The sequence below is a fragment of the Streptomyces xanthii genome (assembly GCF_014621695.1).
GTDB lineage: Bacteria > Actinomycetota > Actinomycetes > Streptomycetales > Streptomycetaceae > Streptomyces > Streptomyces xanthii.
Genome location: NZ_CP061281.1, coordinates 2,203,232 through 2,216,371, shown reverse-complemented (window position 1 = coordinate 2,216,371; position 13,140 = coordinate 2,203,232). Strand labels below are relative to the sequence as shown.

General features: G+C 72.8%; 13 protein-coding genes. 4 read left to right on the top strand and 9 right to left on the bottom strand.

Annotation, left to right across the window (positions count from 1 at the left end; all coding sequences use genetic code 11):
- Window positions 1-30 precede the first annotated feature (30 nt).
- From IAG42_RS10015 to IAG42_RS10000, 4 genes are all read left to right on the top strand, one after another.
- Entirely contained in the window at window positions 31-1,509 is a 1,479-nt protein-coding gene (locus tag IAG42_RS10015) for a hypothetical protein (RefSeq protein ID WP_188336670.1), read from the top strand.
- Window positions 1,506-3,851: an extracellular solute-binding protein gene (locus IAG42_RS10010; protein ID WP_223205925.1), complete on the top strand. Its 2,346-nt coding sequence runs from the start codon at window positions 1,506-1,508 to the stop codon at window positions 3,849-3,851. Before IAG42_RS10015 ends, IAG42_RS10010 begins: the two co-directional genes overlap by 4 nt.
- 143 nt (window positions 3,852-3,994) lie before the next feature.
- On the top strand, window positions 3,995-5,590 hold the full coding sequence (locus tag IAG42_RS10005) for an acyl-CoA carboxylase subunit beta (RefSeq protein ID WP_188336669.1): 1,596 nt from the start codon (window positions 3,995-3,997) through the stop codon (window positions 5,588-5,590).
- Between the two features lie 50 nt (window positions 5,591-5,640).
- Window positions 5,641-5,832 (top strand): acyl-CoA carboxylase subunit epsilon, encoded by a 192-nt coding sequence (locus IAG42_RS10000; protein ID WP_188336668.1) that lies wholly within the window; start codon window positions 5,641-5,643, stop codon window positions 5,830-5,832.
- Window positions 5,833-5,904: 72 nt separating this feature from the next.
- On the opposite strand, the gene IAG42_RS09995 is transcribed toward IAG42_RS10000, so the two are convergent.
- From IAG42_RS09995 to IAG42_RS09955, 9 genes are all read right to left on the bottom strand, one after another.
- The gene (locus IAG42_RS09995; RefSeq protein ID WP_188336667.1) at window positions 5,905-7,437 is read right to left on the bottom strand and encodes a hypothetical protein; all 1,533 of its coding nucleotides are present in this window, start codon (window positions 7,435-7,437) and stop codon (window positions 5,905-5,907) included.
- A 4-nt stretch (window positions 7,438-7,441) separates the two neighbouring features.
- Complete coding sequence (locus IAG42_RS09990) at window positions 7,442-8,200, bottom strand: PP2C family serine/threonine-protein phosphatase (RefSeq protein ID WP_223206377.1); 759 nt, start codon at window positions 8,198-8,200, stop codon at window positions 7,442-7,444.
- A gap of 38 nt (window positions 8,201-8,238) precedes the next feature.
- A complete protein-coding gene (locus tag IAG42_RS09985; protein ID WP_188336666.1) occupies window positions 8,239-9,030 on the bottom strand; it encodes a vWA domain-containing protein in 792 nt (263 codons plus the stop codon).
- 70 nt (window positions 9,031-9,100) lie between these two features.
- The gene (locus IAG42_RS09980; protein WP_188336665.1) at window positions 9,101-9,883 is read right to left on the bottom strand and encodes a hypothetical protein; all 783 of its coding nucleotides are present in this window, start codon (window positions 9,881-9,883) and stop codon (window positions 9,101-9,103) included.
- Window positions 9,884-9,886: 3 nt separating this feature from the next.
- Entirely contained in the window at window positions 9,887-10,351 is a 465-nt protein-coding gene (locus tag IAG42_RS09975) for a hypothetical protein (protein WP_188336664.1), read from the bottom strand.
- Entirely contained in the window at window positions 10,341-11,321 is a 981-nt protein-coding gene (locus tag IAG42_RS09970) for a serine/threonine-protein kinase (RefSeq protein ID WP_188336663.1), read from the bottom strand. Before IAG42_RS09970 ends, IAG42_RS09975 begins: the two co-directional genes overlap by 11 nt.
- A gap of 153 nt (window positions 11,322-11,474) precedes the next feature.
- Complete coding sequence (locus IAG42_RS09965; protein ID WP_188336662.1) at window positions 11,475-12,065, bottom strand: GTP-binding protein; 591 nt, start codon at window positions 12,063-12,065, stop codon at window positions 11,475-11,477.
- The gene (locus IAG42_RS09960; RefSeq protein ID WP_188336661.1) at window positions 12,046-12,624 is read right to left on the bottom strand and encodes a DUF742 domain-containing protein; all 579 of its coding nucleotides are present in this window, start codon (window positions 12,622-12,624) and stop codon (window positions 12,046-12,048) included. The genes IAG42_RS09965 and IAG42_RS09960 overlap by 20 nt, the downstream gene beginning before the upstream one ends.
- A 93-nt stretch (window positions 12,625-12,717) precedes the next feature.
- Complete coding sequence (locus IAG42_RS09955; RefSeq protein ID WP_005311461.1) at window positions 12,718-13,131, bottom strand: roadblock/LC7 domain-containing protein; 414 nt, start codon at window positions 13,129-13,131, stop codon at window positions 12,718-12,720.
- Window positions 13,132-13,140: the final 9 nt, after the last annotated feature.

Genomic DNA, 13,140 nt, shown 5'->3' with positions numbered 1-13,140 from the left:
GGCCGGCTCCCGACGACCCCCGAGGACCCGATGACACCCCCGGCCACCTCAGGACCGGCCAGGACCACCGACGGCGGGCCCGCGGCCCCGTACGACACGACGCTCGTCGTCCGCGTCGACGAGCCCGACCTCGTGCCCGATCGCCGCGTCCCCGGCGAACCGGCCACCCTGCGCGCCACCCTCCAGGTCACCGCCTCCGACGGCGCCGACGGGGACGCCGCGGATCCCCGCGCCCTCGCGGTGGCGCTGGCCCTCGACCTCGGCCAGGAACGGCGGCCCGAGCTGGTGCGGGCGGTGCGGGAGGCGCTGCCCGCCCTGCCGGCCGGGGCCCACTTCGCCGTACTGGCCGCGGGGCCCGGGCGCTACTACCCCGACGCCGGCCAAAGCGCCTGGGCCCCGGCCGACCGCGACCACCGCCGCGCCGCTGTCTTCGCCCTCGGCGCGGCCCCGCTCGCCCCGGCCGCGACGCCGCGCACCACCGGCTACGACGGCTGGCTCGCCGCAGCCCGCGAACTGTTCGCCGGCTGCGAGCGCCCCCTGCGGCGGCTGCTCCTCGTCACCGACGGGTCCGCCACCCGCGCCGACGCCCTCGACCGTGAACTCGACGCGTGCGGCGCGGAGTTCGGCTGCGAGGTCATCGCCGTCGGCGACCGCTGGGACTACCGCCCGCTGGACCGGATCGCCACCCGGCTGCGCGGCACCGCCGAGGCCGCGGGCCCGGACTTCGCGCCGCCCCTGGCCGCCGCCGTACGCCGCGCCTGCCGCCGCGCCGTCCCCGAACTGCCCCTGGAGATCCGCACCCGGCCCGGCGTGGAGCTCGACTCCCTCGTGCAGTTCACCCCCGAACACCGCCGCCTCGACCCGCATCCGGCCCACCCGACCCACCCGCACCACCACCGCTTCGCCGCCCTGCCCTGGGACCCGTCGGGCGCCCCCAGCGAGTTCCTGCTGACCCTGCGCGCCGACGACACCGCAGACGTGCTCGGCGAGGAACTCCAGTTCGCGACGGTCTCGCTCGGCGACCTGCACGCCGCCGTCACCGCCCGCTGGCTCGCCCCAGGCCCGCCGCCCGCCCGCACCGCCGCCCACACCCCCGAGGACACCACGGCCGACAGCCGCATCCTCGACTCACGCCACCGCATGGTCGACCACCTCCAGAAAGGCCTCGAAGCGCTCGACGCCGGACGCCGCACCGACGCCGAGGAACACCTCGGCCGGGCCGCCGCGGCCGCGCACCGGCTCGGCGAGGACTGGGTGCTCGACGAGATCCGCGCACACGCCCGGATCATCGACGCCGCCACCGGCCGGACCGAGGCCCGCCTCCCCGCCGACCCCCACCGCATCGGCGTCACCCTCCTGCACCTGAGCACCCGCTCCGCCGGCCGGGGCCCCCGCCGCCCCCACCCCGGCGGCGCCACTCCCACGGGCCCCTGCCCAGACCCGGCCTGCGCCGAGCCGGCGGTCCCCGGAGCCCGCTACTGCGTCCGCTGCGGAAGGCGACTGACATGAGCGCGCTCGGCCGCACGATCGGTTCCGTCGTCCGCGCCCAGCGCGCCCTGAGCACTCGCCGGCTGCTCCACCGGCACCTGTGGCTGTTCCTCGTCTGCGCGATCGCCGGCGTCACCCTCCTCACCGCGGTCGCCGTGCCCGCCCTCGACGCGCGGGCCCGCCGGATGCGCGTCGAGACCGCCCCCTCCGCGCAGGGCGCCGTCGCCGTCCGCCTCGCCGTGCTCCGCGCCGATCAGGAAGCCCGCCGGTCCATCGAGCTGGGCATCGCCCCGACGGTCGGCGCGGGGGAGGGCGCCGAGAGCCAGCTCGCCGCCGCGGACCAGGGCCTGACCCGGTTCGCCGACCACGCCGTCGGGGGAGTCGGACAGAACGTCTCCGCCGTCAACGGCATGCTCGTCACCTACGGCAACGCCGTCACCGCCGCCACCGTCACCTACCGTGACGACCCGCGGATGCGGTCGGAGAAGCTCGCCGAGGCCCGCGCCCTGCTGAAACGCCCCGACACCGGCATCCTCGCCCGCCTCGAACAGATCGCCCGCGACGAACAGAGCCGGGCCCGCCGGCTGGCCGAGCCCTCCTTCCCGCTCGTCGCCGCCTGGGCCGGAGCCCTCCTCGCCCTGGGCGCCGCGGCCGCCCTCGCCTTCAGCGCCGCCGCTGTCGTCCGGCGCCGCTGCGGCCGGGTGCTCGCCCCCGCGATCCTCGCCGGCGGCGCGGGCATCACCCTCCTCGCCGGGCTCTCCGCCGGACTCGCCGTCCACACCGCCCTCGCCCTGGACGGCACCCGCGACGACCTCGCCGGCACGCTGCGCACCGGCCTCGCCGCGGGCCTGGGCGACGCCTCCGGCGTCCTCGACACCGCCCAGAAGACCGTCGCGGGCGCCGGGACCCCCGCTCTGTCCGGCTCCGGCTGGTGGAACGTCGCGTACATCGTCCTCGGCGGCGCCGTCGTGTGCGCCACCGTCGCCGGCCTCGTCGTCCGGCTCGTCCAGGACTACCCGCGCCGCCCCGTCGACTGGACCTGGGCCCGCCGGATCGGCCGCGCCGCCACCCGCACCCGGCGCCGCCGCCGCGCCCTGGCCCTGGCCGCCGTACTGACCGTGGTGGCGCCCGTCGCCGTCCCCCTGGCCCTGCCCTCCGACCCGGTGGTCACCGTCCTCGGCACCTGGACCGGCCAGGAGGCCCAGCGCTTCCGCACCCTCATGGAGGACCACGGCATCAAGGTCGACTACGAGGGCACCCCCGCCCAGCGGGAGGTCCTGCTCGCCCGCGTACAGGCGGGCGACCCGCCGGACATCGCGATCATGCCCGGCATCGGCGAGCTCGCCGGCTACGGCGCCGACCAGCTCCTCAAGCCCCTCGACGACGCCCTCGAAGGCATCGACCCGGAGCGGGACTACGCGGGGCCGTGGAAGCCGGCGGGAGGCAAGGGCGCCACGTACTGGTGGCCGGTCAACGCCAACCTCAAGAGCATCGTGTGGCGCACCCCCGGACAGCGGGGCCCCGCCGCCGACCTCGCCTCCTGGTGCCTGGGCCTCGGCGAGGACGGCGCCGCGGGCTGGCCCGGCACCGACTGGATCGAGGACCTCCTGCTCCAGGACGCGGGCCCCGGCCCCTACACGCGATGGGCCCGCGGCACGGTCGACTGGACCGACCGGCACGGCCCCGTCCGGGACGCCTGGCGGCGCTGGGCCGACTTCCTCGCCACCGACCGGAAGCACGCCGCGGACGCCCTCACCACCGACTGGCGCGGCCCCGGCGCCCTGAAGAAGAACGGCGGGGACTTCCGCGAGGAGAAGCACTGCGCCTACGAACACCAGGGCTCCTTCGCCCGCGGCGAGGACGGCGCCACGATCGAGGACTCCGCCCGCCTGCTCCCCGGCGGCCCCCACCCCCGGCGCGGCTACGAGGTGTCCGGCGACTTCGCCGCCCTCTTCGACGACCGGGAACCGGCCCAGCGGGCCCTGCGCGTGCTGTTCTCCCAGGAGGTCCAGCAGGACTGGGCCGACGAGGGCACCATGTACTCGGCCATGACCCCGGTCATGGAGAAGATCGGCGGGCGGGAGGGCGAGGACGACACGGCCCGCGCCGTCTACCGCCGCTTCCGGCAGAACGACGTACCGCGCTGCCTCGACGCCTCGGACGTCATGCGGCCCATGCTGCGCGACGCCTTCCACGAAGCGGCCCTGAAGACCGTCGCCGCGGTCGCCGGCGACGGGAGTCTGTCCCAGGCGGAACTCGACGGCATCCTGAAAGGCGTGCAGAGCGTGCAGAACGCGGACACACCAACAGGCGACGGCGAATCGGTGAACAGGAAGCTCGTCGTCTGCAGCGGGGCTTTATAGGGTCCGTACAACGCCAGGGGGCCTCGCGCAGTCGATGACCGCCGGTTTTCGTCCACAACTGTCAGGGCTCACCAGGAAACGGCGCCGGAGACTGTACGGAGTCGACGGGCGGTTTTCCTTGGTGGGCTTCGTAAGGTCACTACATGACCGTTTTGGACGACACCGCCTCGAACCCCGGCGACGAGCCCACCGACGCGCGTGGGCGCGTGGCGGAGCTGCACGCGATCCGTGAGCAGGCTCTGGCCGGCCCGAGCGAGAAGGCGACCGAGGCGCAGCACGCCAAGGGGAAGCTGACGGCTCGGGAGCGGATCGCGCTGCTGCTGGACGAGGGTTCGTTCAACGAGGTCGAGCAGCTGCGCCGGCACCGGGCCGTGGGTTTCGGCCTGGAGGCGAAGAAGCCGTTCACGGACGGTGTGATCACCGGCTGGGGCACGGTCGAGGGCCGTACGGTGTTCGTGTACGCGCACGACTTCCGGATCTTCGGCGGTGCGCTGGGCGAGGCCCACGCGACGAAGATCCACAAGATCATGGACATGGCCATCGCGGCCGGTGCCCCGCTGGTCTCCCTGAACGACGGCGCGGGCGCCCGTATCCAGGAGGGCGTCTCCGCGCTCGCCGGGTACGGCGGCATCTTCCAGCGCAACACCCGCGCCTCGGGTGTCATCCCGCAGATCTCCGTGATGCTCGGCCCGTGCGCGGGTGGCGCCGCCTACAGCCCGGCGCTCACCGACTTCGTGTTCATGGTCCGTGAGACCTCGCAGATGTTCATCACGGGTCCGGACGTGGTCAAGGCGGTCACCGGCGAGGAGATCACCCAGAACGGGCTGGGAGGCGCGGACGTGCACGCCGAGACCTCCGGCGTCTCCCACTTCGCGTACGACGACGAGGAGACCTGCATCGCCGAGGTCCGCTACCTCCTGTCGATGCTCCCGCAGAACAACCGCGAGAACCCCCCGACCGTCGCCTCCGACGACCCCGCCGACCGCCGCTCCGAGGTCCTCCTCGACCTCGTCCCGGCCGACGGCAACCGCCCCTACGACATGACCAAGGTCATCGAGGAACTCGTCGACGACGGCGACTACCTCGAGATCCACGAGCGCTGGGCCCGCAACATCATCTGCGCCCTGGCCCGCCTCGACGGCCAGGTCGTCGGCATCGTCGCCAACCAGCCGCAGTCGCTGGCCGGCGTCCTGGACATCGAGGCGAGCGAAAAAGCTGCCCGCTTCGTCCAGATGTGCGACGCTTTCAATATCCCGATCGTGACGCTTCTCGACGTCCCGGGCTTCCTGCCGGGCGTCGACCAGGAGCACGGCGGGATCATCCGGCACGGAGCGAAGCTGCTCTACGCGTACTGCAACGCGACCGTGCCGAGGATCTCGCTCATCCTGCGCAAGGCGTACGGCGGGGCCTACATCGTCATGGACTCCCAGTCCATCGGTGCGGACCTCACTTACGCGTGGCCCACGAACGAGATCGCGGTAATGGGCGCGGAGGGCGCGGCCAACGTGATCTTCCGCCGGCAGATCGCGGACGCCGAGGACCCCGAGGCCATGCGGGCCCGCATGGTCAAGGAGTACAAGTCCGAGCTCATGCACCCGTACTACGCGGCCGAGCGCGGACTGGTCGACGACGTCATCGACCCCGCCGAGACCCGCGAGGTCCTCATCAAGTCCCTGGCGATGCTCCGCACCAAGCACGCCGACCTGCCGTCCCGCAAGCACGGCAACCCGCCGCAGTAGCGGCCACCCGACCTTCCGTTCCTTCCTCCCGACCTAGGAGACCTGCCGCAATGTCGACTCCTGACATCCGCGTCGAGAAGGGCCACGCCGAGCCCGAGGAGGTCGCGGCCCTGACCGCGATCCTCCTGGCCCGCGCCGCCACGTCCCCCGAGGCCCCGTCCCACCGCGGCCGCACGGACAAGGCCGGCTGGCGCCGGCTGGAGCGCGAGCCCGGCTTCCGCGCCCCGCACAGCTGGCGCTGACGCCCGGACCGTTCACGCGACGTGGCCCCGCCCGCCCCGAGAAGGGGGTGGCCGGGGCCACGTCGCGTCGTGTCAGTCGAGCAGCCCGATGACCACCTCGCTGATGCCCCAGATGATGAGCACGACCAGGAGCAGCAGGACGACATTGGTCAGACAGCCCAGGACGGTACCGTTCTCGGCCGTCTTCTGGGCTCCGGTGTCGGGGGCGGCGGCACCAGCCTTCGAGGCCCTCGCCTTCGTCGCTCCCGTTCTCGTGGCTCCGGTGCTCGTGTTCTTGGCGCTCGTGCTCCCGGTGTTCGTGGCCTTGGCGTTCGTGGACCTCGGGTTCGTGGCCCTGGCGCTGGTGGGACCGGTGCTCCCGGGGGAGGCCGACTGCTTCGTCCCACCCGCGTTCCCCGGTCCGGTCGTCTTCTTCTGTTCCTTCTGCGGCGGAGGCTTGGGGCCGGACGCCGGCGCCGACTTCCGCGGGGGAGGCGCACCGGGGGCGGACGCCGTGGGCCGCGCCCGCGTGCTCGTCGTGGCCCTGCGGCTGGCCCGGGGCCGGTGGGAGGAGGCCGAGAACGGATCCGGCCGCCCCTCGCTCCGGCGCGCGCACCACGGACACCGCGCGAGATGACCCCCGTAGTAGTGGTCCGGCGCCGTGGCGCACTGGACGACCCCGGCGCGTGCCTCGTCGAGCGCGGCGAGCCAGGCCGCCGAGTTCGGCCGCCGCTGCGGCCGGCGCAGCCCCGGCCCGAACGCGGCGCAGGCCAGCTGGTGCAGGCGAGGCGGCAGCACGCCCGGCGAGATGCGCTGCGACGGCACGGTCACCCGGTCCGGATGGATGAGGAAGCTGGTACCGGTGAGGATGTTGTCTTTCCGCGTGGACTCCTCGGTGCCGTACTTAGGTGCCCCGTCGAAGGGGTGACTGCCCGCGGTCAGCAACTGGTAGACGAGGATCGCGAGGGCGAAGTCGTCCGAGTGGCGGGACGGCTGTTCACCGGCGTGCCGCTCCGGGCCCGCGTAGTCGTCAGTGAACACGTCGCAGCCGAACCGCTCCCCGGTCAGCCGGTCGGTGAACGCGAACGAGTCGCAGTCCAGCAGGGTGATGTAGCCGTTCTTGTCCGAGAACGCGTTCGTGCTGGAGAGGTCGCCGATCACGAACCCCTCGGCGTGCAGCTGCGCCGTCATGTACGCGAGGTTGGACGCCGCGGCGAGCAGGAACCGCCAGTGCGCGGTGCCCTCGAAGCGTTCGAGCCGGACCTGCTTCTGCAGGAGCCCGTTGAGCGGCACGTGCGCGCTGGGGAGCAGCCGCGTCATCGTGTACCCCACCGGACGGCCGCCGGCCTCCACGAGCTCGGCCGGCCACACCAGCATCGGCGGCTGCCCGGGCACCAGCTCCTCGTCCGCGAGCGGGCGGACCCGCAACATGGCCGCGAGTCTTCGCAGTTGTGCCTCGTCGGGCGAGCGGTTGTAGACCTTCGCCGCGAGCTCCGCACGTTCGGCGACCGCCCAGACGCTGCCCTGGCCGCCCTGCCCCAGCGGTTCGCCGTCACGGGTCACGACGGTTCCGTCGCCGAGGGTCAGAGCGGCACCGTCGGGGACGGAGAAGTCGTCGGTGGTCATGTCCTCACGTCCGTATCGCCCACAGGAGAGTCTTGTCGTCGCCGGTCACCTTGCTGATCTGGTCGGAGGCCAGGAACTCCCTGAGGTGCCGGTCCTCGTCGTCCTGCTCGTAGCCGTCCCGTCCGAGCCGTTGGAAGAGGTGGCCGACGAACGCGTCGTGCGGCAGCGGAGGCCCGGCGGGCGAGTGTTTGAGCAGGGCGTTCGTCATGCCGTCCGTGGACAGCAGGACCCCGTCCACCCCGGCGTCGCGCACGCAGTCGGCCCGCGACTGCGCGAGAGCGGAGGGAGAGCCGAGGAACACGGTCTCGTTCGCGTACTCGCTGCGGGCCGGGGGCCTGGGCAGCAGGTGGTGGGCGGGCCCGGCGGATCCCGTGGTGCGCACCACCACCAGGCCGTCGCCCACGGAGAGATGACCGAGCCAGCCGTCCGCCACCACCACGACGGTCAGCGTCGTCTCGTAGGGTGCAGGGGCGCCCCCGCACCGCTCCAGGAACCGCTCCCGTACCTCCCCGAAGGAGTCCGTCAGCCGGGCCTTGCGCTCCCGCGGATCGGGCAGCCGGGCCCAGTCCGTCGCGACGGGGGCGAACGCCTCCAGAGCCAGCTCGACCGCCCAGCGGGAGCCACTCGCGGAGTGCGGGGCGCTGCCCGCCCCGTCTGCGACGGCGAGGACGAGACCTTCCCGTGTGCGGAGCATCCCGTGGGCGTCCTGGCAGCCGGTCCCCTCCCGCAGGTGCCGATATCCGACGGCACTGACGCCGTGCACCCGCCAGCCGCGATCGCGACCGTCCGGGGGCACCGCGCTCACGCCGGGACCTGCCCGCCGCCCCGGCGCCGCTTCAGCCGCGCGAAGATCTCCTGGAACTCGGCCTCCCCGGCGCCCTCGGCCGTGGCCCGGGCGCTGTGCGACATCGCTGAGAGCAGCTCCTTGAAGGGGAAGCCGTCCAACCAGGCGTGATAGTCGGGGGCCAGCTCCGCCAGCACCGACTCGGCACCGGACTGCCGTTCGCCGACCCCGACGGCGAACAGCCGGAACCGGCGCTCCTGCTCGGCGGCGCGGAGCTCGGGCAGCAGGGCGCGGTAGGCGTACGAGAAGTGGCCCTGCTCGTCGCTCGGGTACCCGTCCGTCACCACACAGATCTGCGGCCGGTAGTACGTCAGCCCCTCGGCCCGCAGCCCCGCCTTGTAGTCGGCGACGACCTCCATCGACAGGCGCAGGGCCCGGTCCATGAGGGTCACGCCGTCCGCGGTCAGCCGGGGCGGGAAGAACTCGTGCGCCGGCACGAACGGGGTGTGCGGCCACTGCGGCGCCGTCGGCCCGAGAGGCGTGTCGCCCTGCCAGACCGCGATGCCGTCCGAACCGCCGAACGTGATCAGCGCGACGTCCACGTTGCCACGCAGATCCAGGTCGTCCTCGAGGCTCTGGGTCCAGGCTGCCAGCGCCTCGTTGAGGGCGGTGATCGCACCGCTCTTGCCGAGCGAACTGGACGTGTCCAGGCACAGCAGCAGCGGCAGCCGCTGGGCGACGTCGAATTCGAAGTCGGTGTACGGGGCGGGAAGCGGAGCGGGATCGGGACTCGGGGAGGAAGGGGGCACGACGGCTCCGTTCGACGGGGACGGGAAAGAAGCAGAAGAGAGGGTGGAGCGGGGAAGCGGGGAAATGTGGTCAGGGCAAGGGGTGGGCTTCGAGCACGTCGTCCTCGGCGTCCGGGCGCACATCGACCCGCACCAGCGCACCGGGCGCGGGGAAGCGCCCGCGCCCGCCCCGCCACCGGGCCCGGAGCAGCGCACCCTGCCACTCGACATAGCCCTCGGGGCGCAGCCAGGTGGCGACGGTCGCGGTCCGCAGACGGCCCCCGCGCGCACCGCCGGTGAGCGCGAGGGTGGCCTCGTCGGCCTCCCAGTCCGTCTCCCGCTCGGGCGCAGGGAGCGAATCGGGCCGCGTCGCGGGCTGATAGCGGCGCGTGTACGGGGAGATGGCCGCGGTCCGTTCGGCCGGTCCGGAGGACTGGGCGGGGCGGGGCCTGTCGTCCGTCACGTCCGGTTCGGGGAGGGATGGTGCGGGCGGAGCACTTCCGGTGACACCGTCGCCGGCGGGGCCCTCTCCCGCGTCCCGCACGTCCCGCGCGTCGTCCGCGCCGGGCACGTCCGGTGCGTTGTCCGTGTCGCGTACGCCGTGCGGATACAGGCCGGCCTGCCGGAACAGGCGCTGCACGACCGCGTCGGCGGTCCGGCCCAGCCGCCTCACGTCCTCGGCCATCGTGCGGCTCGGCTTGGCCCTGCGTCGGCGCCCGCTCGGCGGCTCATCGGCCCCGAAGTCGTGACGGTCCGTCATATCAGGCTCCCTCCGGTCTGCCGTGATCCGTTCCGCGGTCACCCCGACCAGGACGGCGAGCACCACGAGCGCGACGATGATCGAACTGCCCAGCAGGAGCGCGAGAGTTTCCACGGATCACTTCCGTGCGGGGAGGTCGTGGTCGCCCCGGAGCGCGAACCCCAGGTCGTGGCACTCGCGCAGCAGCCGCGCCGACCGCTCGACCAGCGTGTCCAGGACCGAGCGGAAGGCGGCCTCGGACATGTGGCAGACGGTGGGCAGAGTGGCGACCGCGGACAGCAGTGGAGCCTCGCTGCGCGCGTCCCCGAGCACCGCTGCCGGGCTGGCCTCCCGGCTGTTCCACGCGAGGGCGGCCGCGGCGGTCGGCGCGAGCCGGTCCGGCGGGATCAGGCCGCCGTCGGTCACCGCGACGACCAGGGTGTCCCCGGCCCGGCTGACGTCCAGGGTCAGCGCGGGCCGCCCGCTCAGCTGTACGCACAGCGCGCCGTCCTCGGCGAAGAGATCGGCCTCGTGGCTCCGCGCCCAGGACCTGACCAGGTCGGTCCACTTCCCGCCCAGTTCGACCAGCTGTTCATCGGTCATCGCGCAGTACAGCCTTCCTGATCAGATCATGGGTGAGGCCGGCCGCCAGGACGCGCTCGGCGGCCGGGCGCACCGCGCAGGCGCCCGAGGCGGTGGGCACCTGACACCGGTGCGCGGGATGCGCGACCGGCTCCGTCGGCAGCCCGGCCCGGTGCGCCGCCCTGCGGTCGGCCGCCGCGATGATGTCGGTCAGCACCCGCGTCACCTTCCGGAGCGTCGGACGCGCACCGGGGGACTGGGCCAGACAGGAGGCGATCAGCGCGGCCAGGAGCGGAGGGATCCCGCCGAGATCCGGCGGGCTCCGGTCCATCATCCGCTGGAGCGCCGTGCGGCCCGTGCCGAAGGGCGGCCGCCCGGTGGAGGTGAACGCGAGCACGGCGCCGAGCGCGAAGACGTCCACGGCGTCGGTCGGCTCGCGGCAGTCCAGCTGCTCGGGCGCCATGTAGCCAGGAGTGCCCAGAGCCGTGCCCGGCAGGGTGAGACCGCTCGCCGCGACGGAGCGGGCGATACCGAAGTCGATGAGCCGGGGCTCGTCGTCCTCCAGGATGATGTTGGTCGGCTTGATGTCGCGGTGCACGATGCCGCGGCCGTGCACGGTGGCGAGGGCTTCCGCCAGCATCACCCCGAGCCGGGCCACTTCGGCCGGAGACAACGGCCCGTACTCCTGCACCCGGGTGGAGAGGGTGGGGCCGTCGAGGTAGCGGGTGGCCAGCCACAGCACGGGACCGGAGGTCCGGGCGTCGTACACCGGAACCGTGTACGGACTGTGCACCGTACGCAGGGCGTCGACCTCGCGCATGAAGCGCCTGCGGATCAAGGGATCTTCGGCCAGCTCCTCGCGCACCACTTTCACCGCGAGGCGTTGCCCGGCGCGAGTCCGGCACAGATATACCGCGCCCATGCCCCCAGTGCCGAGGCGCCTGACAACGGAGTAATCCCCGATGAAACGCCCGCCCCCGTATGCTTCCATGTCCGCCCCCGAAGCCGTGGAGCCGCCAAAGTACCGGACGTCGCAGGAACACTCAGCAGTTTCGTGCGAGATCGTGCCACGATGACGAAAAGTGGACACGGTGACGAAAAAAGGCCGCCCCGGATGGGGCGGCCTTCCACGGTGCGGGGCAGATCAGCGCAGACGCGCCATGAGCGCGTGCTCCACCAGCGTGATCAGGGCCGACTTGGCGTCCGCGCGGTGGCGGGCGTCCGTCGTGATGATCGGGGTGTCCGGGCCGATCTGCAGCGCCTCGCGGACCTCGTCCGGGTTGTACGGCTGGTTGCCGTCGAAGCCGTTGAGGGCGATGACGAACGGCAGGCCGGAGTTCTCGAAGTAGTCCACGGCCGGGAAGCAGTCGGCCAGGCGGCGGGTGTCGACGAGCACGATGGCGCCGATCGCGCCGCGCACCAGGTCGTCCCACATGAACCAGAAGCGGTCCTGGCCGGGGGTGCCGAACAGGTACAGGATCAGGTCCTGGTCCAGGGTGATGCGGCCGAAGTCCATGGCGACCGTGGTGGTCGTCTTGTCCCCGGTGTGGGTGAGGTCGTCGATGCCCGCGGACGCGGACGTCATCACGGCCTCGGTGCGCAGAGGGTTGATCTCCGACACGGCGCCCACGAAGGTCGTCTTGCCGACGCCGAACCCGCCGGCCACCACGATCTTCGCGGACGTGGTGGAACGACTTGGAGTTGCCGGCCCTCCGCTAGAGCTTGCGAAGTCCACTGAGCACCCTTTCGAGCAAAGTCACGTCTGGCTGGCCGCCGGCGCTCTCGTCGCCGCCGGGCTGATGGATGGCGACCAGGCCCGCCTCCGCGAGGTCGGCGACGAGAATCCTGGCCACACCGAGAGGAATGGTCAGCAGGGCCGAGATCTCGGCCACCGACTTGATCTCCCGGCACAGGTTGCAGATCCGCTGGTGCTCGGGCAGTTGGCCCTGCAACTGGTGCGGCTGCGCGGTGGTGTGCACCAGCGCCTCGATGGCGAGCTGGTAGCGCGGCCTGGTGCGGCCGCCCGTCATGGCGTACGGACGCACCAGGGGGTTGTTCGCAGCAGGCGCGGGCTTCGCGTCGGGACGCGGTTGCGGCTGCACAGGCTGGATGCGCGGCGCGTGCGGCTGGTCGTAGGGACCGGGCTGCCGCATCGGCCGGGCGTGGCTGGGCGCAGCGGGGAAGTCGTACCGGTTCTGCGAACCGTCGCCGCCCACGCCGGCCTGGCCCTGGGCGGGGCCATAGGGCGGCCAGTTGGCGGACGAACCGCTCGGGGGTGTTGCTGAACCAGACACGTACTCCTCCTCCGACTGCGCTGGGCACCATCACTGTGGAGCCGCGTCCCGAAACCTTACGGCCACGAGGCGCGAAAACGCACCGCTTGTCTACTAGTTGAGAAGGCTTCCCTGAAGCTCCGCGCGCAGGTCGGGGGTGAGAACCGAGCCCGCGCGGTCGACAAGAAGTGCCATCTCGTACCCAACGAGGCCAATGTCCGCCTCGGGGTGTGCAAGGACGGCGAGAGAAGAACCGTCAGAGATGGACATGATGAACAGGAATCCCCGCTCCATCTCCACAACTGTCTGGTTCACCGCGCCACCCTCGAAGATGCGGGACGCGCCCGCGGTCAACGAGGTCAGACCCGACGCGACGGCCGCCAGCTGGTCGGCACGGTCACGGGGGAACCCTTCGGACATCGCCAGAAGGAGTCCGTCGGCGGAGACCACCACCGTGTGGGACACCCCGGGGGTGTTGTCCACGAAGTTGGTGATCAACCAGTTCAGGTTCTGTGCCGCCTGGCTCATCGGGCTCAC

Coding starts and splice junctions, on each gene's coding strand:
- IAG42_RS10015 (WP_188336670.1), top strand. CDS start 31: ATGACACCCCCGGCCACCTCAGGACCGGCCAGGACCACCGACGGCGGG.
- IAG42_RS10010 (WP_223205925.1), top strand. CDS start 1,506: ATGAGCGCGCTCGGCCGCACGATCGGTTCCGTCGTCCGCGCCCAGCGC.
- IAG42_RS10005 (WP_188336669.1), top strand. CDS start 3,995: ATGACCGTTTTGGACGACACCGCCTCGAACCCCGGCGACGAGCCCACC.
- IAG42_RS10000 (WP_188336668.1), top strand. CDS start 5,641: ATGTCGACTCCTGACATCCGCGTCGAGAAGGGCCACGCCGAGCCCGAG.
- IAG42_RS09995 (WP_188336667.1), bottom strand. CDS start 7,437: ATGACCACCGACGACTTCTCCGTCCCCGACGGTGCCGCTCTGACCCTC.
- IAG42_RS09975 (WP_188336664.1), bottom strand. CDS start 10,351: ATGACCGATGAACAGCTGGTCGAACTGGGCGGGAAGTGGACCGACCTG.
- IAG42_RS09970 (WP_188336663.1), bottom strand. CDS start 11,321: ATGGAAGCATACGGGGGCGGGCGTTTCATCGGGGATTACTCCGTTGTC.
- IAG42_RS09955 (WP_005311461.1), bottom strand. CDS start 13,131: ATGAGCCAGGCGGCACAGAACCTGAACTGGTTGATCACCAACTTCGTG.